The sequence below is a fragment of the Peribacillus sp. NPDC094092 genome (assembly GCF_050279365.1).
Lineage (GTDB): Bacteria > Bacillota > Bacilli > Bacillales > DSM-1321 > Peribacillus.
On sequence record NZ_JBNNUC010000005.1, the window covers coordinates 112,353 to 134,628 of the forward strand.

The window sequence follows — 22,276 nt, forward strand, 5'->3', positions numbered from 1 at the left end:
CCCTCACTTAACTTTCATTTTTTCTAACGTTTCGCTTAAGATTCGATTAAATATAGAAATGACTGATGACCTAAGATTTGGATTGACCGCTGCCTCATTAAATTTAATTTGAACACTTGAACCAGGGTTGATGATAATGACGATTGGATAATGGGTCGTTTCCCGTCCTTCTTTCAAACTCACATTGATTTCATCATTATTGGCTAGTAACATGGGATAGTTTTCAAAAGCATATAATGATTCAAACAAATGATTCTCCAAATTAGCCCACTCATATATCTCTGATAATGGTGTATTCTCATAGGCACTTAGTTCCAAAAACTCTTTTTGAACTTCATCGAGGAGTTCAATGAAAGTCTTTTCTTGGCCGATATGCTTAATAAATGGCACAGTATTGATAAATGGACCAACCATGGCCTCAATATTCCGGACTGGGATATTCCTGCCGGATGTCACTACTCCGCAGCATACATTTTCCGTACCTTTTACTTCTTTTAATGTGGCTAGCCATATAGTTAGAAAGAAAGTATTCATGGTAATCTTGTATTCCTGACAGAATCGTTGAATGGTATCAACCAATTCCTCATCCAGTACTTTCAAGTAACTATTTTCAATGTATCCTTCGCCTTCCAGCACTCCCGTTATACTGGATCCGGAATTTCGGGCACCTTCCAATTTCCCTGCCCAATATTCCTGCAGCTCCTTATTACTCGTATAATCTTTCATATATTCAACATACTCTTTAAATGAAGCACTGCCGGATGATGATGTTGGTATGGAATGATAAGAATTAAGGATGTCATTAATAACCATCGAATAACTCCAGCCATCCATAATAATATGATGGAATGTCCATATTAATTGGTATTCATTGTCCGTAAGCTTAACGATCATGAAGCGATTCAACCTATTGTTCTCGATATCTATCATCTTATATTGATCTGCTAACAACTTTTCCAGCTTTACTTGTTGATTGATTATTTCTTCATATTCAATCTCGGGATCCATGGAACCCATTAACAATTGGTAGAATAAACCTTTTTTACTTGAATATAATTTCGTTTTTAAAATGTCATGTTTCCTTGATGTTGTCACAATGGCATTCTTTAATTTTTCGACGTCCAGAAGACCTTTAATATCAAATATGAGCTGAACTTTATACTGGCTGCTCTCACTATCAAACAAGCTGTGGTACAACATCCCTTTTTGCAAAGCAGTCAATTCATAAATATCAACAATTCCTGTTTCTTTGCGCAGCAGTTGGTTTAGTTCTTCTTCAGGCATATCCAACAATGGAAAGTCTTCCGGACGGTACATCTGTTTTACCAATTTTGTTTCTTCTTCCAATGTCCGTAACAATCCCGGCAAATTGCGTTGCATATATCTCTCAAAATCTTCTCTTACGAAATGTCTGTTATAGTTAATTTTTATAGTCTGCTCTTCGTTCACTACAAGCAATTCAATATCGACTTCATGCTCGGTATAGGAATTATGTTTAATATCTTGTTCACTAAAAAAGATAACCTCTTTTGCAGCCAATTCATTGCTTTGGTGAAATCTACCCAAATTATTAAAACTGATAATCGGCCTATTTTGTTTCATATGTGTCTCGCCACATAATTCGGTCAGGATTCCATACTCAATCCCTTTATTAGGCAGTGTCCTTAACTTTTTCTTCGTACCTTGAATCGTGTTCGAAATGGTTTCTTTATTTTCTATATAAACCGGGCACATGGTCGTAAACCATCCTACTGTCCTGGACAAATCGACACCTGCAAATAATTCTTCGCGGCCATGTCCCTCCAAAGTGAAATGAATATCCTTTTTATTAAAATACTTCCCGATTAGCGTTGCAAAAATTGATAGATATATTTCATCGATAGATGCTTTATACGCTTTTGTCATTTCATTATAGATTTTGTTTGTAATCTCTTTATTCAGCTTCAATTCAAATGATTTTCCATCGTAAACATTCCCTGTTTTGACAAGGGCGTTTTTGTTTAATGCCTCATGTTCATTCTGCCAGTACTCTTTAATGCCTAATGGAATGCTATTTTTGTATTGGATTAGATTATTCGCCCATTCCTTATATGATGTCGTTTTATTTTCCAGTTTTAGTTCTTGATCGTTGATATCCTGAATATATAGCCGGTCAAAATCTTCGATCAAGATTCTCCAGGAAACCCCATCAACAAGTAAATGATGAATGATCCAAATGATTACATGCTCATTTTGGCCAATATTGATGCATTCAATTTTCATCAGTGGTCCGTTTGAAATGTTCATGCCCTGCTGTGCACCGGTTCCGAGTCTGGCTATTTCACGTTCCTGTTCATCTTTATTCATATCCGATAGATTTACGTAATTCATAGTCCAATTTTCAGACGGGTCGATATGCTTTTCCACTTTTGAAAATGCTTCATTTTTATTGAACCTTGATCTCAGCCCATCATGATGTCTAACGATATGAGCCAAGATCTTTTGCAGCCGCTCATCATTCAATTTCGGGTATCCCTTTAACGTTACAGATTGATTCCAATGATTATAATTATTTATTTGTTGAGTGAAAAACCAACTTTGAATAGGTGTTAATGGCGCCTTTCCAAAAACATCAGACTGATTTATCGTTAAATCGCCAGTCAATTCCACAACCTTTGCCAGCTCTTCGATACTTTGTTTTTCAAAGATGTTTTTTGAAGTAATGAAAAGATTTTCTTTCTTGGCAAGTGAACAAATTTGAATGCTTAGGATGGAGTCTCCTCCACATTCGAAAAAGTTATCGAAGATGGTTATTTCCTGATTATTCAGCACCTCTTTCCATATCTTTAACAATTTTTGTTCCGTTCCATTAATGGCACTTTTATTGTTGGTTCTTTCCGTGACCGTTTTTGTATCCGGCAGGCTCTTCACGTCGACTTTGCCGTTAACGGTAAGCGGAAATGAGTCCATTTTAATGAAATAAGAAGGAATCATATATTGGGGAAGATGATTCTTCATATAATCCCGTATATAATTTTCTTCCAGGTCATTGTCGGAGATATAATAAGCAATGATGAATTTCTTTGCCTTAGATTCATCTTTTATCGCTATAAAGCAATCCTTTATACCTGTGCATTTATTTAGAACGGCACTGATCTCGCCAAGTTCGATACGATATCCCCTGATTTTCACTTGGTCATCCGCTCTGCCTGCAAATAGTAAATTTCCGTCCTCGGTATACTTAACTAAATCTCCAGTTTTATATAGCTTCCTTGAAGGATTGAACGGATTTGGGATGAAGCTTTCAACGTTTTTCTCCGGATTATTTATATATCCTCTTGCAATGCCTTTCCCGCCGATATACAGCTCGCCTATTTGGCCCTTTGGAGTGGGTTTCATCCTGGAATTGAACACATATGCTTCTGCATTTAAGATCGGCATTCCGATCGGGATCACCGTATCATCACTTGGAAGTACTTTATATGCTGTCGAAACGACAGTGCCCTCAGTTGGCCCGTAATTATTATATAAATCAAAATTCAAATGATCGGGTATCGTTTTTAAACGATCTCCCCCTGTCAAAATGGCTCTGATTGATTCCGGAAATTTCATATCGTTGATAAATAATTGCTCGAGCAGTCCCGTTGAAAAAAACGCAAGTGTGACGTTCTCCTTTTCTAACTTCTCCGAAAGGATCTCTACATCCAATAAATCATAGTAATCCAATATCAGAAGTTTATTCCCATTTGTCAGGTAAGGGAATATCTCCCAAACGGAAGCGTCAAAAGATGTATTCGAAACTAGTACTGCTGCATCTTTTTTGTCGACTGCATAATAATTGATATGCCAATTACAGAGGTTTGCCAACCCTCCATGTTCAATCATGACCCCTTTAGGTTTACCCGTTGTTCCTGAGGTGTAGATGATATAGGCCAGGTCACTTTCCGATATCTTTCTTGAAACGAATTCTTCGCATTCAAATTCCCGTTCATTTAGTATGTCTTCAATACATATTAGTTTTCCTTCATCACCGGGATACTTTGAAAGTCCCGATTCATTACTTATACAATATGTGATTTGAGAATCCTCAATCATATGTTTCAGCCGTGACTCTGGTTGTGACGGGTCCAAAGGGACATATGCCGCCCCAACTTTCATAATGGCTAAAATGGCCGTGACCATATGGATCGATCGATCCATAAAAATCCCAATTCTATCTTCTACATTTATATGGTTCCGGAATAATCGGTGCGCAACCTGGTTTGCCCGGGCATTTAACTCGCTATATGTCACATGGTCATCACCATGAACAATGGCAACATCATTGAAATTCGCACTCACTTTATTCTCAAACCTAGCAATTACATCTTCAAACCGATGATCTTCCACTTCTTGATTTACATTGCCTGTACCCATTTCGATTATCGAACGTAACTGTGCAGGCTCTAAGTAGGTGATGTCCTTTATCTTCTTGCTTTCCCCGGTTGTAATCTCTTGCAGCCAATACTGAAAATTACTAGCCATTCTTTGAATCGTCGCTTTATTAAATAATGATTTGTTGAACTCAAACGAAATGAATAATTCATCCCCATCCATTTCTTCTGCCTGAACAACTAAATCAAATTTTGCTTTAAAGGTATTGATTTTTTTCGGTTTTAACGTGAAATTTCTATATGCCAGCTTTTCTTTTTGGTTATTTTGCAGGACAAATACTGTATCGAACAATGGCATATTTTCCATGGTTCTTTCTGCTGATAAATATTTCAAAATTTCCTTAGTAGGTAAATTTTGATGGTCAAAAACACCTGCAATATTTTTTGTATTTTTCCGCAAAATTTCTTCAAATGAATCTTCTTGGGATACATTCAATTTAAAGGGCAAAGTATTGACGAAATATCCTATCAATTGTTCAGTATCCACATGGTTTCTCTTTGCCAAAGGACTTCCGACGACAATTTCCTCTTCATCAAAATAAACCGATAAAAAGGTTTGATAGGCGGTAAGTAAACTCATGAACAAAGTCGATTTCGTTTTTTTATGTAGAATTTCCAGGTTGCTTTGAATTTCTTTAGGTAACAAAAAGCTGATCATATCGGAAGTGCTTTTACCTTCTCCGTTTTTTTGATGATCATATTGTAAAAAGGACTTTTGCCGTAATGCAGTTATTTCATTACTCCAGAACTCATCATCCTTACTACTTACATAATTTGGCGAATTTTTTTGCCATAAAGCATAATCCCCATATTGGATTGATTGGTTTTCTCTATCATTCCGTTCGCCATTCTCGATTTCCTCATAAATGGCAAACCAATCATTGATCATTAATGGAATCGACCAACCATCAAAAATAATATGGTGGATGTTACATAGTAATTGATATTCACATTCATTTATCTTCACTAGCGCAATTGATATGAGGGGTCCATTTTCTAAATCAAATTGCCGTTCCGTTTCTTCCTTCACCAAGCGATTTATTTTTTCTTCCTTCATGTCTAAAGGACTATCCGAAACATTAAAATAGGTAATATCATGATGAATCGACCCATCGAAAGCCAGGATGCCCATTCCAGCATCTTCTCTAATGACACTTTTTAAAATTTGATGTTTATTGCTTAGTTTATCTAAAGAAAGTTCCAGATTTCCTACATTCACTTCACCTGATATTTCATATGAAAAAACGATGTTATATAACGATTTGTCTGCATTGGTTTGGTGAATGAACCACAAATTTTCTTGTTCATAGGTTAAAGGGTATGTATTTCTGCCATGAATATTGATCGGTGTATCCTCTTGCTTTACCTCTTCTTTTTGGCGAATCTCTATGACTCGGGATAATTTCATAATCGTATCGTTCTCCAATAAAACTGAAGGAGCCATTTCAATTTGAAATTGATTTTTAATTTTGACAATTAATCTCATTATCGATAATGAGTTCATTCCATATTCAAGTAAGGACTGATTATTTTTTATACCCCTATTGCCTATGATGCTAACAACCAATTCCCTTACTTTTTCACTGATTGCTTCATCCACTGGACTCTTGATATTCGTTGGAGTTCCACTGTCTTTCATGACGATTTTGGGTAATAAGGATTTATCCAGTTTTCCATTTACCGTTAGGGGGATGTTGTCCACCTTGATAAAAAAACTTGGTATCATATAGGCTGGCAATGAGCTTTTTACACTTTCCCTCAAATAATCGGCAGCTAATTCTTCATCAGCAACATAGTATAAGAATAGATGCATATCATCATTAAACGCTTTATCCATCGTAACGACTGCATTCTTGATGTTTTTCAAATCATTATATGAGCTCTCTATTTCCCCTAATTCAATCCTAAAACCTCTTAACTGCACTTGCTCATCATTCCTGGCGATATATTGCAGATCACCATCATCCAAAACTTTCACTACATCCCCTGACTTATAGTAGCGAACATTATCAATATCCGTGAATTTCTTCTGATTCATCATGGTATTTTTATAGTAGCCTAGCGAAACACCTTTTCCTGAAACGTATAACTCGCCCTCTTCATCTCCAGTTACTTCTTCTCCATTTTGGTTCATTACCTTGAACCCAAGGTGGGGCAAGACTTTTCCGATATTCGTAATTCCTTTTTCCACATCGCTCTTAGCGATTTCCTTGTATGTTACATGAACGGTGGTTTCAGTTATTCCGTACATATTTATTAGCTTTGGAAGCCTGCCATTTTCGGGAGAAAACCACTGCGTCAATTTCTTGAAGTTTAATGCTTCCCCTCCAAAAATGATGTATTTTAAACTTAATTCATTTTGTCGGTTTAAGAGCTCACCAATCACCTCGAAGAAAGCGCTTGGTGTACAATTGAAAACGGTTGTTTGTGTACTGATTAATAAATCCACAAAGGATATTGGATTTCTGCTTTCCTCGAATGAAACCACTACAACTTCTCCGCCATATATCCAAGCCCCCCACATCTCCCAGACGGAGAAATCAAATGCGTAGGAATGGAAAAATGTCCATTTATCTTTATTATTAAACTCGAACAAACCGTCGCACCCTAAAAACAAGTTCATGACATTTTCATGTGAAACGCAAACTCCTTTAGGCTTTCCTGTAGAGCCCGATGTGAATATGATATAGGCTGGATCCTTTGGATCAATCAAAGTATGGAAATTCTCACTTGCCATATCTTTTGAATTCTTTATCACTTCATCGAGGGTTACATAATGGCAATCAATGCCGCTAATCCGGACTTTATCCCCAATCAATAACTTCAATTCTGAATTCTTTATTATATGCTTTACTCTTTCCTCGGGACTTTTAGGGTCGATAGGTACATAGGTAGCCCCCAATTTAAGGAGTGCTATGATTAAAAATAAAACATGCTCCGACTTTTCAATATAGATTCCGACGTTATCTCCTTTATTTATCCCTTTGTCCTTTATGTACAGCGCCATTTTATTTGCCAAGATATTCGTTTCTTTATATGTAAATTGCATATCCTTATTTCTAACTGCAATATTGTCCCCATATTCCCTAACACTTTCTTCAAATAGATTCGCTAAAGAAATCATCTTCATCATTTTCCCCCATTATTTTAAATATGTGCCTGATGCGACTGTCAACATATGAAAAGCTAAAGAAATTAAAGCTATTACAATCGTTATGATTATTGCATTTCTTCTTTTGACGAGTGCCAACTTTTCCAGACTAAAACTGAATAAGATTAAACTTACAATGTAAAATAATTCAAACTCGGCCATGAAGGTGTGAAGGATGGAATTTTTATCATGCACGAGTAAGGATAAACTAGTAAATGTCGTTTCCTTGCTCTTAACCAATAAAGCGATTATGGCATTAACACCAGATCCAATGACGATGCATATCCCAGCATTTATGACAGCTTGGCAAATTCCTTTAATATTTACCGGTCTTTCTTTTAAAATTAAAAATAATAGGCACACAATTAATATTTGAATGATGAAAGTAACCAATAATCCTAGGGCACCCATTACAATTGTGTTAATGGCAAAACTCATGGCTCCGATTTCTGAAATGGACATGCCATTTAATACATTCATCCCTTTTTGATCCGCAGAATATAACAAAAGCGTCGTTTCGATACCTGCAATCACACTGAGTATCAATAACGAAAATATTAACTTATGAACTCTATCCTCTTTTTTAAAAAGATATTGTACTAATTTATTATTGTTTTTAAATTCAGCATTTGCTTCCATTTTTAACTCCATTGGTATTCCCCCTCAATTATTTTCGTAGAATTTATTGGAAAGGTAACGCTTCTTATTTCATCATCCACGAGTACAACCGTTGATTTGTACTGGGAAAAATTCCTATAGAAAAGTGAGATATTATCATGATCCACTTCAACCTTGGAAATCTCATAGATTTCCAGTGGAGAGGTCAATCCCGTTTTTAGTATTTTTGATAGACTTTCTTTTGCACTAAAGAAAATTTCTTTACTTAAAAGCCCTTCACTATCCTTAATCATTTTTTTCTCGGATTCCGTTAAATAGGTCTCTAAAAATGCAGAATCAGTTTTCGTTTTAGTTTCAATATCGATTCCCATTGGATGCAGTTGATCAAAAATCAATATTCCGAATGTTTTATCCGTATGAGTGATGGATATACCGATGTTCATGTTCACTAATAAGAACAGATTATTGACAATAATCGGCTGTCCAAGGACTCCTTTCAACAGTGATACATTCTTTATTTCATCCAATCCTATATCTAAAAACTCCATAATTGCTTTTTTTCCAAAGTACAAACTTTTCTTTGCTTCGATGTTCCTTTTGCCATTTTGCAAATTAAGATACTTCCATTCCTTTTCGTTGAAAATATCATCAATATAGTCCAAATTGACTGAATCTGCTTCATAAAACTTGATGTAAGATTTATAAATTTTTTTCTTATTCATAAAATATTCAATCAAATATAATTTCCCTCCTCTCTTTTTTCTGAAAACCTGCAATATTACTCCATTTTTTTCCTAAAAAATTTCTTTTTTTAAACAATTATTTCATTTTCTAGGTTAATTATTACCTATTATCATTATCGATAACACTTTATCACAACAATTTTACCGAGTCCATTAAAAATTTGTAAATTATCTACATTACATAATAACTTTACCATTTTTCATTATTTTCCCTCTTTAGTAGTATTTTCATAGGGAATTTAGTATGAAATAATTTAAAAAATGTGCATGAAATGAAAAATATTCTAATTAAAAAAAGCCATATTTTATTTTTCACTATAATTTGTGAAAAATAAAATATGGCTTTACTGCTGTTCGATCATTTTGGTTGTTTCGTAAAAATGTGCATTGCCTTTTTTAATATCTCATTCTCTTCCTGTAAATCTTTAATGATTTTATCCTTTTCCTCTTTAAGGCTGAGACCTGAAAAACCAACACTGGAGTCCGCTTGGCCCTCTTCATTTGCTTCTTTATAGATATTGACCCAATTTCTTAATGTAGGTGTCGAGATATTAAGTTCTTCAGCCAATTCCCTAGGTTTTCTGCCTTCTTCCAATACTAATCGAGCAGCATAAATTTTAAAATCTCTATCATGGTGCTTCCCCATAATTAGACACTCCTTTTTTAAATTTATTTAGTGCCGATTTTCTGTACATCCTTTATATACTTTTCTAATATAACGTCTTTCATAAATTATATTTCAATCTATTAATCAAAACGGAATTGATCGCTATTACGATCATTAATATGATGAGAGCTCCCATCATGGGTTGGACACTGAACCAAACCAAACCAAAATGAATGGCCGTAACCATGATTAATAATGGCAATCCATAAAGCAGGCTTATTAATACATTGGGGTTTGATTTAATGGCAGCGGATGGGTTCTCCCATTCTATACTTGGATTTTTCATATCATATAATGGTGTTAAAAGATTATAGCAAACCACTAAACTAGAAGTAATTAATAACATGACTGCATTTTCCATTTCCCAATAGCCAAAAAGTGCAAATATCATAAAGCTGATCAATACGGCTATAATTCCTATTATTGATGAAAATATCACTTTAGAAAAATAAACATATTTTTCATCAAAAGGGGCACTTTTCAGTAAATAATGATATTTCCCTTCCCTTGAATATGGGGTTCCGCTTATATTATTTATACAACACAAGAAAAGGATCGAATATGAAAAATATTTATCAAAGACTCCCTCTTTCGTTATATTCAAATAATTCGGGAAGACTTCATTCTGAATCAGCAATAACATGACAAGTGAAAAGACTGGCGGCAATAAAAGACCTAAAGCGATTTGCATCTTAAAATATGCTTCAGACTTAATGATCCATATCTCTCTTTGTAAATAGTTACTCCATTGATTTTTTGATATATTAACCTTTGAATTTTTCATATTCGCTTTGTTATTTCCCAATAATCCATTTTTGAAATAATTAACGGAAATGTTTTCTATAATAAATGAATACAATAGGAAACCAATTACTAGTATCGCAATATAAATGATAATAAATTGAACGGTTATTTCATTTGATACAAAAGCACCCAGTATCCACTTAATCACTGGAATCATATTTGCAGTTTCAAACATATGTCTCATGATGAATTCCAACGAGTTTTTTAGCCCTTCAATAGAATTCAAATCTATTTCCGAGATGACCTTTGATATGGCAATCGATGATTTTCCAGCAAAATAGACAATGGAAATAATCGCAAGCATGAGAATGACAGCAATGTTCACTAGTAAGTATGCTACTTTATTTTTGAATCTATAATAATACCTATTAATGCACGATAAGATAAAAAGCAGGAGCAAGGCCGTTAAACCATTGACAATCGGTAAAAATATGAATAATTTAAACGCTTCCATAAACTTTAGATCGACTATCAAGAAGCCTATTGTTGGCACCTGGATTACCATTGATAAGATGATGGGTACCCATAAGCTACTTAACACCTTAGCCCTTGATATTTCTTTATAGGTGAGTGGCAGAGGCGCCAATACTTTAAATTCATAATAAGCAAATATTTGTGATGTGGACAAATAGCAAACCAATGCAAAGACGAGAATGCTGGAAATCGTTACATTATAAAACAGGAAGACCTCGGTATCTCCAAGAAAATAAACAAAGGCGTTTACGACAGTCAGCTGCAAAAACATATAGAAAACGGCTATTATCAGTACAGCCTGCAACATTGTTTGCTTGGGCATTTTATAGAAGGAAGAAATGAAAAATCTAGTTAACTGAAGTTTTTCCTTCATATACCTGAGCCTCCATAAAGGTAGATTCCAATGAATTTTCACCTATTATATTTTGTATTTCATCATGCAGGATGATTTTCCCCTCTTTTAAAATAGCCACTGTATTACAAATTTTCTCTGCCACATCCAGCAGATGCGTCGAGAAAAACACTGTACCGCCCGTTTCAACATATTGTTTGATTAACCCCTTAAAAACTAAAACGGCGTTGGGATCCAATCCATTTAACGGTTCATCCATAATGATGATCGGGGGATTAATGGTAAAAGCCGCTATCAGGGATACCTTATGCATCATTCCATAAGAATAACTTCCCATTGGCTTTTTTATGGACTCCTGCATCCCAAACCGATTGATATATTTCCCTAAACTATCTTTGTCATCATTTCCATATAGGTTCATCAAGAAACGAATCCAATCAAATCCCGAAACATTGTTAAAAACATTGATAGTATCAGGGATGAAGAAAAATTGTTTTTTATATTCTATGCCGTCTTCTTTGGACAGGCCATTTATTTCAACCTTTCCATTTTCAGAATCTAAAATGCCCGTAATAATGTTCAGCGTCGTTGTTTTCCCTGCACCATTTGCTCCTATAAAACCTAAGATTTCCCCTTTTTTGATTTCTAGATTTACACCATTCAAAATCTTCTTGGCCGAGTAGCTTTTCTCTAAATCTGTGATGCTTAACAAAGTTATCATCCTCCCATCACTTCATGATTAACACATTTCCCTCCCTAACTTACTCGTTATTGAATTTCTTTTTTGAGATCCATATGTTCGTTACCAATATCGTTATTGCCGTTAACGCAAGTGCCGCTATTGCACCCCAAATCGCCTGTGAATTGACTGTGCCTAAAATCAGTACTTCCATGGCGTGTTTACTCATGCTTGCCGGATTTACATTGTCTATAACCGGACTTAACCCAACTATGATTCTACAACCGAGGAGAAATACTATCGAAATTAATGCAATGATCCCCTGACTATTAAATATGGTACTGATCATCGTCGTGAATGAAACGATAAATAGGACCCACAGCAGATAGAACAGCAAAGCGACTACTAAATCCGCAAAATCAACATTCGTAAACAAAAAAACTACATACAGATATGAAACCAAATATCCCAATGCTACACTGCAGGCAACAAAAAGATAATTGGAAATGATCTTCCCGCTTATATAAGATCCAACCGTCACCGGCCTTGTAAGAATGAAAGCAAGCATTCCATTTGCTTTATCGGATTGTACGACTCCCATCATGGAAACGATGATGATCATGACCCCTAGCTGATCGAATTGAGACCCCAATGTACTAGCAAGGACTTCGCCGCCTTTTTGGGCAGCCATGCTTGGATCAATGGTGATCCCTTGGCCCCCGCCCAGTGCCTCTAATATTGAAGGTAAATAATAGCTTACGACTGGTTGAGTTATTCCTAAAAATATAAATACAAGCGGCAGCCAAATCACTTTATATTCACGTAACATCTGAACAAATTCCTTTTTAGCTAAAACGGCAAAATTATTCATTTTTCCACCACCAATTTTAAGAATATCTCTTCCAATGTATCGTTATCTATTTCGAACCTTACAAGATCAACATTATGCTCCAAAGCATTTGCCAGTAACATATTCTTGTTCGACTCAATATTTTCCACTTCTATCTTCAATTTATTTCCCATTACCTCTACACCTTTGACAAAGTTCAAGCTTTTAACGTTTTCAATCCATTTTTGACTTTTAGAGGTTATGTCGACATTGATTTTATTTCCGCTATTCCTGTTTAATAATTCCGACATTGTTGTGTCCTCAATTTTTTCACCACTTTTTATAATGACAAACCTCTCACATATTTCTTCTGCATCGCTTAATATATGCGTCGATAATAAAATTGTCGTATCTTTCTTTATCTCTTTTATGATGTTTAACACTTCTCTCCGGCCGATTGGATCCAATGCCGAGACCGGTTCATCCATGACAATCAATGCCGGTTTATGTAACAGTGCCTGTGCAATTCCAAGCCTTTGTTTCATCCCTCCTGAAAAAGTCCGCACCTTGGAATTCTCTTCCCCGCTCAACCCCACTTTCGACAATATCTCTGGAATGCCGCTTAATAATTCTTCCCTCTTGATACCTGAGAGCTGGCCCATGAAAGTAAGGGTTTCTTTGGCAGTCATCCATTGAAAGAAGTTAGGGTATTGTGGTAAATAACCAATCTCCTTTTTCATTTTTGAAATTTTCTTGCCATCAAGCAATACTTCTCCCATACTTGGATCTATAATATCTGATATCACTTTTATTAGTGTCGATTTACCAGCCCCATTCGGCCCTATCAAACCAACACATTCCCCTGATTGCAGTTCCATTGAAAAATTATTGACCGCTGTTTTTTCTTTGAATTTTTTTGTAACATTTTTAATCTCTAATTTCATATTCTTTCACTGTCCTTTCTTCCAATAACGAAGTACAGAATTGGACCGATCGTATTTGCAAAAATAATGATGAGTGTCCACAATAAAACATTTTTCCTCGTCTTTCGATTTCTGTATAAATCAATTAATGCTATAAGCACTAAAATCATTCCAATAGCAACTACCGGTAAAACAATCGGCAGAATAGACATGAAATCAATATCTTTCAATTCGTTCCAGCCATAATGCAATTCCATATATACCACTCCTTTGTAAACGAAATATTATTATCATTATCGATAATGATAACATAGTAAATGGAATTTTGCACCTATTTTTTTCTTTAATAAAATATTGTTTTAGTTTTTATTGTTATTTATAATGATAATATTATCACAATGAATAATAATAAAAATATAGTGTTATTTATTAAATTTCATTTCATGATGACATTATTTTTTTACACTTATTTGAAAAGGCTTATTATTTACTTCGAAAAAATATTTCGGTAATATTATTTTTCGAACCGTGTCATTTTTATTAAAATGAAAATGATTCAAACATTACAATATATGAAGAATTAAACGTATTATTCATGACCAACATTAAAATTGATTTAAATTATCCAGTTATAATTTCCAATGTGAGGAGAATTAGATGATTAATAAAGCTGAAATTTTAATGCATCCTGTAAGAATAAAGATTACCCAAGCTTTAATGAGAAACAGGGAAAATGGCTTAACACCATTGGAAATGTTAAAAATCATTAAAGATGTACCCCAAGCAACCTTATATAGGCATATACAGGTTCTGTTGGATTCAGGGGTCATTCGCATTGTAAAAGAGAAAAAAGTGAGATCCGTTTCCGAAAAATACTATGTTTTAAATGAAGAAGAAGCGCGACTTAGCGGGGAAGAATGGAAAAAATCTTCTAATGAGAAGAAGGTGAACTATTTTTCTTATTATCAGTTATCCCTTATGACTCAATATCAAAACTATCTTACTAAATTAGAAGAAAGAGACTGCGCGGAAGATGGTTCAACCTTTTCCCTTTTAGAACTAAAGCTTGATGATGAAAGCTTTATTAACTTCCAAAATGAATTGAACGATTTAATGTTAAAATACTACAAAGCTACTAATCAAAGTGCTAAACAAGACTCTCCAATTCGAACAATCGGGGTTACAATTATTCCAGAATCATAAAAGATAAAAAGGCTGTTCCAAAACCAAGGACTCTAGAACGGTGAATTCCATAGATGGAAACGTATCTATATATTCAACCATTCAGGGTTGCAGTCTCCGTTTTGAAACAGCCATTCACTATGGAAGAAACTCTAAAATGGGCTTACCACCCTTTTTGGACAGGTCAAAAAGTGCCATACCCGCTGTCAGCAGTTCCCCAATGCTGCCTTGATACTGGTGTATACTTCGTCCCACAGGGGTTTTTCTTCGGCAAAAGCCGCAGTTATCTTTTTAATAACTGCTTTTTGCTCTGCCTCGAAACGTTCATCATCCTTGGCCGGCAGGTCAGACCTCAACTCCATTACGTACTCTTGTACTTTTGGTGCACGAGGTCCCCAAACAGCTTTTTCTTCCCCATCTTTATCAATGAATATAAAAATGGGGATCGAACGCGCTGTTCCATTCGTTAAGTATTGATCCATCAGTTCAAGATTTTGATCTCGTAATACCATGCGAGTTTCAATATTTGCCGCTTCGGATATATTCAGCAATATAGGAATATTCATCATCGCGTCTCCGCACCAGTCTTCAGTAATGACAATGGCTCGAAGTTCCTTCGTCTTTAATTCATCAAAAAAACCTTGGTCCTCTGCAGAAATGGAAAAACTCTCCTGAATCGATTGTAAGTTTTCTTTATGAACTTTCATCGAAGTTACAAAATCTTTAGCAGGAATCCCCTTTTCAAACCATTCATTCAGTGTTGTCATACTATTTCTCCTAACTATTTTTAAATTAAAAGTACCATAAACAACTTATTATTTCATTGTTTCCACACTGAAAAATAAAATGACAAATTGGTAAATTAAAACCATGTTTTTCTTTTCCGTGTAAAGGGAAAACTCTAAATACATTCAATAGCTTGCTAACTACCTATTTTATATGAAACATTGTTTTTTAGTTTAGGAGATGAAATTTTGTGGAAGGTTTTCTCTTTGCGCTACTCCCTGCATTGACATGGGGCAGCTTAGTGCTTGTTTCCGAAAAACTCGGGGGCAACTCTTATAATCAAACACTTGGCATTACAATCGGTTCATTACTGTTCGCCATCATGATGTCTTTCATCAATCCGCCGGAATGGAGCAGTCTAGTGTGGATTGTCGGCATCATTTCCGGGATAGGCTGGGCATTCGGGCAGTTATTTCAATTCAATAGCGTCAAGGAAATCGGTGTATCGAAAACCGTTCCCATCTCAACAGGACTGCAAATTCTAGGAAATACATTTTTTGCGGTTATCATTTTCAAGGAATGGGATGACAAGATTACAATCATCATCGGAATTGTTGCAATAATCTGTTTGATTACAGGTGTCTTGCTGACGAGCTATGGTGATGGTGATAACAAAAAAGCAGGAAGCATGAAAAAAGGGGTTCTTTACCTTGCCATTTCTACGGTGGGTTATGTTACATATGTCATTGTTGTCAGATGGAATGAAGTTGACGGATGGTCGGCGATCCTGCCGCAAGCAATCGGCATGTTCCTGGCTGCCCTGCTCCTTTCCATTAAACATAAACCGTTTAATAAGTATGCTAGGCGAAATATTTTAACCGGATTGATGTGGGCAGTCGGTAATATCGGTCTCCTGCTCGCTAACCCAAAAGTGGGCGTTGCCATCGCATTCTCATTTTCCCAAATGGGAATCGTGATTTCCACTTTAGGCGGCATCTTTCTTTTAGGAGAGAAAAAATCCAAAAAGCAAATGGCCTTCGTCATCATCGGGTGTGTACTCGTAATTGCTGGCGGAGTAATGATCGGCTTTACAAAAGAATAGTAAAAGGAGCGATAAATGATGTATGAAGATTTAGAGAAAAAAGTGGTAGTCATTACTGGGGCGGCAAAAGGGTTGGGAAAAGCCATGGCCGAAAGGTTCGGTAAAGAAAAAGCACATGTCGTATTGAATTATCACACTGAAAATGGTGACCATGAGGAAATCATCAAAACGATCGAAGCTGCAGGCGGGAAAGCCGCAGCGATTCAAGGCGACGTTTCAAAGGAAGCGGATGTGAAGAAATTGCTTTCATTCGCTGCGGACATCTTTGGTACGATCGACATCATGATCAACAATGCTGGTATTGAAAACGAAGTGCCCAGCGAAAAATTGACACTGGAAGATTGGCAGAAAGTCATCGATGTGAACCTTACGGGGATGTTCCTCGCAAGCAGGGAAGCAATCAGTTACATGCTCGATCATGGTATCAAGGGCAATATCATTAACATGTCATCCGTTCATGACCGGATACCTTGGCCCCATTTTGTCCACTATGCAGCAAGTAAGGGCGGAGTGAAGATGATGACTGAAACCCTTGCACTTGAATATGCTCCCAAAGGGATTCGTATTAATAATATTTCACCCGGTGCAATCGACACACCCATCAATGCCGAAAAATTCAATGACCCAAAAGCTAAACAAGAAGTCATCGACCTGATACCGATGGGATATATCGGAAAACCGAAACAAATTGCCGCTTGTGCCGCTTGGCTAGCATCCGCCGAATCTAGCTATTTAACGGGAATGACCTTATATGCTGATGGCGGAATGACCAAATATCCAGGATTCCAAGCAGGAAAGGGCTGAACTTGAACTAGGCACGAAATCGTGTCTGGCACCTAATTCAAATATGTTCACCACTTACCATGGTTAGATAATAAATCCTTTGCACTTCCAGATAAAAAATGAGCTGCTTTAATAATGGATTTTTCATCAACAGTAAAAGCTGGATGATGCCAATCTTCATTTCCGTTTGTACCAAAAAAGGCAAATGTACCGGGAATATGTTGAAGGTAATAAGCGAAATCTTCGCCACCCATTGAAGGTTCTGGGCTGATCACGTTTAATGATTGCTTCAATGCAGACCTGCGCGCCATCTCTGTGACAGCTGGATGATTATGAAGTGCGGGTGGTCCAGGAAACCAACCAATCGCAGCTTCCTGTGAAAAGGCAGCAGCGATATGATTTACAATCGAATAAAACTTATTCTTTAATTCTTTCCTGATAGTAGATTCAAAGGTTCGTATCGTTCCTTCAAGTGTGACGTCACCTGGAATAACATTCCAGGTGGTTCCACCTGTTACTCTCGTAACACTCACCACAGCACTATCTAATGGGGATACACTCCGGCTGACGATAGTTTGAAGAGCGGAAATAAGCTGAGCCGCTGCCGCTATTGGATCTTTTCCATGTTGAGGGATGGCCGCGTGACTCGCCTTCCCTTGAAGAACAATATGAAAACGGTCCACTGCCGCCATTAATGGACCATCTTTTATACCAATGGTGCCGACAGGCAAATTGGGTTTATTGTGGAGTCCAATCACAGCCGCCACATCGTCAATTTGACCATCTTTTATCACATGCACCGCTCCGCCTCCAAATTCTTCTGCGGGTTGAAAAAGCAATCGCACTGTCCCGCACAACTCCGATTGACATTCTTTTAAAAGGTAAGCAGCACCTATTGCTGCTGCCGTATGAAAATCATGGCCGCAAGCATGCATCACTCCTTTTACTTTCGAAGCAAATGGCAGCCCGGTTCGTTCCTCAATCGGAAGTGCATCGATATCCGCTCTTATGGCTACTGTAGGTCCGGGTTTGCCACCGTTTATATCTGCAAAAACACCTGTTTTCAATCCTGTATGACGGATCTCAATGCCCTCTTCCTCGAGCCACGTTTGTATAGATTTTGTCGTTTCAAATTCTTCATTTGATAATTCCGGAAATTGATGTAAATGGCGCCGTATCGATATTAAGCGCTTTTCAAGCTCCCGACTCATACAGTCTCCTCCTTCTATAGATCTAAGCGATAGCATTTTACTAAAATATCATGATTTTGAAATTCCTTCGTTCGATCTCGTTTAAAGCCAAACCATTCATATAGTTTAATGGCTTTATGCATCTTATCTGTAGAATGTAGATACAAACTGGACGCACCTTGCGATTTTGCATAATTGACACTAGCTTTTAATAATTCCTGTGCGATACCGCGTCCCCTTGATTCGGGATGAACGGCCAACAACCGAATGATTGGTGAAAAAATCCCAAGTTCCGGCTTTTCATATGCTTTTTCTGATGATTGGAAAAGCTGTAATGTACCAAGGATATCCTGATTGCACTTTGCAACCAACACCTTATCAACATGTGGATTATCCACGGAAGATTTAATATTTTTTAAATATCCTTCCCAAGCTTCCGGGTTCGAATATTCATGTTCATATTGTTGATAACTTTCTACCAATAAGCGGCGCACCGTCTCTTTATCTTCTTCGATCAATTCATCGACTACGATTGTATTGGTCATACGTCCTCCCTTGGCCCCTTCCTTAATTGGCCTTTTCTTCTAAAAACGGTACGGAAAAATCTCTTGATATCCGGTTTAAAAATTGCCGTGTTCGCTCTTCCTTTGGAGCATGGAAAATCTCCAATGGTGACCCTTCTTCAACAATGATTCCGCCATCCATGAACAGAACGCGATCCGATATCTCTTTAGCAAAACTCATTTCATGGGTCACAATCACCATCGTGATGCCCTCCAGGGCAATTGCTTTTATGACAGAAAGCACCTCCCCAACCAACTCAGGGTCGAGTGCCGACGTCGGCTCGTCAAATAGAATGACCTCTGGATTTAAAGCAAGTGCCCTGGCAATTCCAACGCGTTGTTGTTGCCCTCCTGACAATTGCGAAGGAAAATGGTCATGCTTATCTCCCAAACCTACCTTTTCCAACAGCAGCTCACTTTCCCGTTTCGCTTCAGCTTTCTTATATTTTTTTGTAACAATTAACCCTTCCATTACATTCTCCAAAACAGTTTTATGAGCAAATAAATTATAATGCTGAAAAACCATTGCCGATTGTCTTCTAAGGGATAAGATTTCCCTTTTGGTCGCCTTCTTGGACTTCACCTTTATATCTCCCACTTGAACAATTCCCTCATCTGGTTTCTCCAGAAAGTTCAAGCACCTTAGCAAGGTTGTTTTCCCAGATCCACTCGGTCCAAGAATGGTAACTACTTCTCCCTTGCCTATTTTTAAATTGATTCCTTTTAGGACGGGCTGCCGGTTAAATGATTTTTTTATATCTTTTAAAAGAATCATTGTACTCCTCCTCGATTATAGGCAGTGGCCTTTTTCTCAATTAAAAACGAAAGCCCCTCTGCAATGATTGTGAGGCCCCAATAAATTAAACCAGCTGCGATAAAAGACTCCAAAAACTTCAAATTCGTGGATGCAACTATATTGGCTGCTCCTGTCATTTCTTTTTGCGATACAATGAAAGCGATGGATGATGTATGCAAGAATCCAATGAAAATATTCGTGAAATTCGGGATGGACTGAGCAATGGCCTGTGGCAAAACAATTCGCGTCATGGCTTGAAACGAATTCATTCCCACGGAATAGGCTGCCTCCATTTGGCCATTGGAGACACTGATAATTCCCGATCTGAATATTTCCGATAAATAGGCACCGGCACTCAACGATAAGGCGGCTAATACAAATAAAATGATCGGAATGGAATTAGATTGAATACCCAAACCAAACTTTTTAGAAATTTGATCGATTAATAATGGAAAACCGAAATAAATGAGCATGATGTGCATGATAATCGGTGTTCCTCTAAAGAATGAAACATAGCCATTTGCCATTCTACTTAGAAATTTCACTTTATATATCCTAATCAAGGCAACAGTGAGACCGATAATAAAACCTGCAAGAAGAGGAAGAATCGTTAAGATGAGTGTGAGCGGAAGTGCTCTAATAATCTCCTTAAAAGCGGTCCAAATGAATAATATATCAATCGACAAGTCCTTCCCTCCTCCCTTTGTTATCCAGTAACAGAAACATCAACAGGTTGATGCCGATTAATGCGGTTTTCATAAAGCCTGAATATCTTCTCGAACAATAGCACGACTGCATAATAGATAACGGCTAATGAGAGGTAGACTTCGAGAGCATGTGCAGTTGCGGCAATCAGCGTCTCTCCCCGACCCATCATATCCATCACGCCGATGGTAAAGGCAAGTGAGGTATCCTTCAAGGATCCGATAATAGAGTTTGCGATATTCGGAAAAGCAATCCTTACTGCCTGAGGAAGCACAATCCGAAAAAAACTTTGACTATTATTCATGCCTACGGAATAGGCTGCTTCCGTTTGCCCATAATCGACAGCCTTAATCGCTCCTCTAAATATTTCAGCGAAATGGGCCCCATTACTCAATGCATACGTAATAATGACAAAATACACAGCATCCATTCTTGAAATATCAATATTAATGAATAACAGGATTGCTGGCAGTCCATAAAAAACTAGAAATAATTGTATTAAAATAGGCGTTCCCCGAATGAATGAAATATACAATATGACAAATTGATTCAAAACAGGGATACGAAATAATCGCAGGATTGCTGCCGCTATCCCGATGACCATTCCTAATAAAATGGATGCTGCCAGAATTTGCAATGTTACTCCAAGATAATATAGTAACGTCGGAATGAAATCGACGATTAATGAAGGATCGAATGCTTTCCCCATGCTTTAGCACCTCCGCGCTTACTGCTATCTAATTAAAATCCCACTGAATAGTCTGCGCCCAGCCACTTTTTACTTAGTTCGCTAACTACCCCTTCTTCTTTCAGTTCCACAAGTGCTTCATCAATTCTCTTCTGTAAAGGCGTTTCGTTTTTTCTTAGCAAAAAGTATACTTTTGAATTAAGAAGCGGCTCACCCACAACCTTTTGCTGTGCATCTGCTTGTTTATTTAAGAAGTCGACTGCAAATGGTGTAGTAATCGTAGCATCCGCCCGACCAGTTTTGATTTGATTCTTCGTATCATCTGCGCCTTGGCCAGAATAGACAATTTCAATACCGGCATCATTTTCTTTATTATACTTTTCAAGAAAAACAGCAGAATTGCTCGTTGCACTCACTATCGCTTTTTTTCCTTTTAGATCTTTAATGGAATGAATATCATTGTTGTCCTGATGAACTGTAACTTGAAGCGGAAAGACATTGTATGGTTCTTTATTAAATAGAAACTTCTCTTTCCGTTCATCATTCACTTCCATTTGATGAGCAACAAAATCTATTTTGTTCGTTTCTAAACTTAATAATAGGTTAGAAAATTCCATCGTTTTAAATTCAAATTCATATTCAGGCAGCTTTTCATCGATTTGGCGAACCAACTCGACATCATACCCTGTCAGCTTACCATTCTTATCCAAGAAGCAAATGTTAGGAAATTGTGTCCCAGTTCCAACAATGATTTTCTGAACTTTTTTATCTTTTGAATCCCTAGATTTTGCAGTACTGGTTGATTCTTTTGAAGAGCAAGCTCCTAAAAAAGTTAGTAGCAGTGCCATAACAATTAGTAATGTTTTTTTCATCTCAATTCCCCCGTACA

At 36.9% G+C, this 22,276-nt stretch carries 19 protein-coding genes; 3 read left to right on the forward strand and 16 right to left on the reverse strand.

Annotated features, from left to right (window positions below; all coding sequences use genetic code 11):
• Positions 1-3: 3 nt before the first annotated feature.
• From ACQKNS_RS21210 to ACQKNS_RS21250, 9 genes are all read right to left on the reverse strand, one after another.
• On the reverse strand, positions 4-7,542 hold the full coding sequence (locus ACQKNS_RS21210; RefSeq protein ID WP_427645237.1) for an amino acid adenylation domain-containing protein: 7,539 nt from the start codon (positions 7,540-7,542) through the stop codon (positions 4-6).
• A 12-nt stretch (positions 7,543-7,554) separates the two neighbouring features.
• Positions 7,555-8,214, reverse strand: coding sequence for a hypothetical protein (locus tag ACQKNS_RS21215; protein ID WP_427645238.1), 660 nt, complete (start codon positions 8,212-8,214; stop codon positions 7,555-7,557).
• Positions 8,205-8,918 carry a 4'-phosphopantetheinyl transferase family protein gene (locus tag ACQKNS_RS21220; protein ID WP_427645239.1) on the reverse strand — a complete coding sequence of 238 codons (714 nt, stop codon included), beginning with the start codon at positions 8,916-8,918 and terminating at the stop codon, positions 8,205-8,207. Before ACQKNS_RS21220 ends, ACQKNS_RS21215 begins: the two co-directional genes overlap by 10 nt.
• Positions 8,919-9,282: 364 nt before the next feature.
• Positions 9,283-9,570: a transposase gene (locus ACQKNS_RS21225; protein ID WP_427645240.1), complete on the reverse strand. Its 288-nt coding sequence runs from the start codon at positions 9,568-9,570 to the stop codon at positions 9,283-9,285.
• Positions 9,571-9,649: 79 nt separating this feature from the next.
• Positions 9,650-11,242: a hypothetical protein gene (locus tag ACQKNS_RS21230; protein ID WP_427645241.1), complete on the reverse strand. Its 1,593-nt coding sequence runs from the start codon at positions 11,240-11,242 to the stop codon at positions 9,650-9,652.
• On the reverse strand, positions 11,217-11,933 hold the full coding sequence (locus ACQKNS_RS21235) for an ABC transporter ATP-binding protein (protein ID WP_427645242.1): 717 nt from the start codon (positions 11,931-11,933) through the stop codon (positions 11,217-11,219). Before ACQKNS_RS21235 ends, ACQKNS_RS21230 begins: the two co-directional genes overlap by 26 nt.
• A 49-nt stretch (positions 11,934-11,982) precedes the next feature.
• Positions 11,983-12,771 (reverse strand): ABC transporter permease, encoded by a 789-nt coding sequence (locus ACQKNS_RS21240; RefSeq protein WP_427645243.1) that lies wholly within the window; start codon positions 12,769-12,771, stop codon positions 11,983-11,985.
• Entirely contained in the window at positions 12,768-13,673 is a 906-nt protein-coding gene (locus tag ACQKNS_RS21245; RefSeq protein WP_377452464.1) for an ABC transporter ATP-binding protein, read from the reverse strand. The genes ACQKNS_RS21240 and ACQKNS_RS21245 overlap by 4 nt, the downstream gene beginning before the upstream one ends.
• Positions 13,670-13,909, reverse strand: a complete 240-nt coding sequence (locus ACQKNS_RS21250; RefSeq protein ID WP_427645244.1) for a PLD nuclease N-terminal domain-containing protein — start codon at positions 13,907-13,909, stop codon at positions 13,670-13,672. Before ACQKNS_RS21250 ends, ACQKNS_RS21245 begins: the two co-directional genes overlap by 4 nt.
• A gap of 400 nt (positions 13,910-14,309) precedes the next feature.
• Between ACQKNS_RS21250 and ACQKNS_RS21255 the strand changes: the two genes are divergently transcribed.
• On the forward strand, positions 14,310-14,855 hold the full coding sequence (locus tag ACQKNS_RS21255) for a helix-turn-helix domain-containing protein (protein ID WP_076371013.1): 546 nt from the start codon (positions 14,310-14,312) through the stop codon (positions 14,853-14,855).
• 185 nt (positions 14,856-15,040) lie between these two features.
• Here the strand turns inward: ACQKNS_RS21255 and ACQKNS_RS21260 are convergent, their stop codons facing one another.
• On the reverse strand, positions 15,041-15,601 hold the full coding sequence (locus ACQKNS_RS21260) for a thioredoxin family protein (RefSeq protein WP_427645245.1): 561 nt from the start codon (positions 15,599-15,601) through the stop codon (positions 15,041-15,043).
• Between the two features lie 209 nt (positions 15,602-15,810).
• Between ACQKNS_RS21260 and ACQKNS_RS21265 the strand changes: the two genes are divergently transcribed.
• Both ACQKNS_RS21265 and ACQKNS_RS21270 read left to right on the forward strand, forming a co-directional pair.
• The gene (locus ACQKNS_RS21265) at positions 15,811-16,662 is read left to right on the forward strand and encodes a GRP family sugar transporter (RefSeq protein ID WP_427645246.1); all 852 of its coding nucleotides are present in this window, start codon (positions 15,811-15,813) and stop codon (positions 16,660-16,662) included.
• Positions 16,663-16,680: 18 nt separating this feature from the next.
• Positions 16,681-17,466: a glucose-1-dehydrogenase gene (locus tag ACQKNS_RS21270; RefSeq protein WP_427645247.1), complete on the forward strand. Its 786-nt coding sequence runs from the start codon at positions 16,681-16,683 to the stop codon at positions 17,464-17,466.
• A 47-nt stretch (positions 17,467-17,513) separates the two neighbouring features.
• Here ACQKNS_RS21270 and ACQKNS_RS21275 read toward each other — a convergent pair whose 3' ends face one another.
• From ACQKNS_RS21275 to ACQKNS_RS21300, 6 genes are read right to left on the reverse strand one after another with little or no spacing between them, the layout of a single operon-like run.
• Positions 17,514-18,656 (reverse strand): amidohydrolase, encoded by a 1,143-nt coding sequence (locus tag ACQKNS_RS21275; RefSeq protein ID WP_427645248.1) that lies wholly within the window; start codon positions 18,654-18,656, stop codon positions 17,514-17,516.
• A gap of 14 nt (positions 18,657-18,670) precedes the next feature.
• The gene (locus tag ACQKNS_RS21280) at positions 18,671-19,180 is read right to left on the reverse strand and encodes a GNAT family N-acetyltransferase (RefSeq protein WP_427645249.1); all 510 of its coding nucleotides are present in this window, start codon (positions 19,178-19,180) and stop codon (positions 18,671-18,673) included.
• A gap of 22 nt (positions 19,181-19,202) precedes the next feature.
• The gene (locus ACQKNS_RS21285; RefSeq protein WP_427645250.1) at positions 19,203-19,973 is read right to left on the reverse strand and encodes an amino acid ABC transporter ATP-binding protein; all 771 of its coding nucleotides are present in this window, start codon (positions 19,971-19,973) and stop codon (positions 19,203-19,205) included.
• A complete protein-coding gene (locus tag ACQKNS_RS21290) occupies positions 19,970-20,680 on the reverse strand; it encodes an amino acid ABC transporter permease (RefSeq protein WP_427645251.1) in 711 nt (236 codons plus the stop codon). The genes ACQKNS_RS21285 and ACQKNS_RS21290 overlap by 4 nt, the downstream gene beginning before the upstream one ends.
• Positions 20,681-20,700: 20 nt before the next feature.
• Positions 20,701-21,408, reverse strand: a complete 708-nt coding sequence (locus ACQKNS_RS21295) for an amino acid ABC transporter permease (RefSeq protein WP_427645252.1) — start codon at positions 21,406-21,408, stop codon at positions 20,701-20,703.
• 32 nt (positions 21,409-21,440) lie between these two features.
• On the reverse strand, positions 21,441-22,259 hold the full coding sequence (locus tag ACQKNS_RS21300) for an amino acid ABC transporter substrate-binding protein (RefSeq protein ID WP_427645253.1): 819 nt from the start codon (positions 22,257-22,259) through the stop codon (positions 21,441-21,443).
• Positions 22,260-22,276 lie beyond the last annotated feature (17 nt).

Coding starts and splice junctions, on each gene's coding strand:
- ACQKNS_RS21210 (WP_427645237.1), bottom strand. CDS start 7,542: ATGAAGATGATTTCTTTAGCGAATCTATTTGAAGAAAGTGTTAGGGAA.
- ACQKNS_RS21215 (WP_427645238.1), bottom strand. CDS start 8,214: ATGGAGTTAAAAATGGAAGCAAATGCTGAATTTAAAAACAATAATAAA.
- ACQKNS_RS21225 (WP_427645240.1), bottom strand. CDS start 9,570: ATGGGGAAGCACCATGATAGAGATTTTAAAATTTATGCTGCTCGATTA.
- ACQKNS_RS21230 (WP_427645241.1), bottom strand. CDS start 11,242: ATGAAGGAAAAACTTCAGTTAACTAGATTTTTCATTTCTTCCTTCTAT.
- ACQKNS_RS21240 (WP_427645243.1), bottom strand. CDS start 12,771: ATGAATAATTTTGCCGTTTTAGCTAAAAAGGAATTTGTTCAGATGTTA.
- ACQKNS_RS21245 (WP_377452464.1), bottom strand. CDS start 13,673: ATGAAATTAGAGATTAAAAATGTTACAAAAAAATTCAAAGAAAAAACA.
- ACQKNS_RS21250 (WP_427645244.1), bottom strand. CDS start 13,909: ATGGAATTGCATTATGGCTGGAACGAATTGAAAGATATTGATTTCATG.
- ACQKNS_RS21255 (WP_076371013.1), top strand. CDS start 14,310: ATGATTAATAAAGCTGAAATTTTAATGCATCCTGTAAGAATAAAGATT.
- ACQKNS_RS21260 (WP_427645245.1), bottom strand. CDS start 15,601: ATGACAACACTGAATGAATGGTTTGAAAAGGGGATTCCTGCTAAAGAT.
- ACQKNS_RS21270 (WP_427645247.1), top strand. CDS start 16,681: ATGTATGAAGATTTAGAGAAAAAAGTGGTAGTCATTACTGGGGCGGCA.
- ACQKNS_RS21275 (WP_427645248.1), bottom strand. CDS start 18,656: ATGAGTCGGGAGCTTGAAAAGCGCTTAATATCGATACGGCGCCATTTA.
- ACQKNS_RS21280 (WP_427645249.1), bottom strand. CDS start 19,180: ATGACCAATACAATCGTAGTCGATGAATTGATCGAAGAAGATAAAGAG.
- ACQKNS_RS21285 (WP_427645250.1), bottom strand. CDS start 19,973: ATGATTCTTTTAAAAGATATAAAAAAATCATTTAACCGGCAGCCCGTC.
- ACQKNS_RS21295 (WP_427645252.1), bottom strand. CDS start 21,408: ATGGGGAAAGCATTCGATCCTTCATTAATCGTCGATTTCATTCCGACG.
- ACQKNS_RS21300 (WP_427645253.1), bottom strand. CDS start 22,259: ATGAAAAAAACATTACTAATTGTTATGGCACTGCTACTAACTTTTTTA.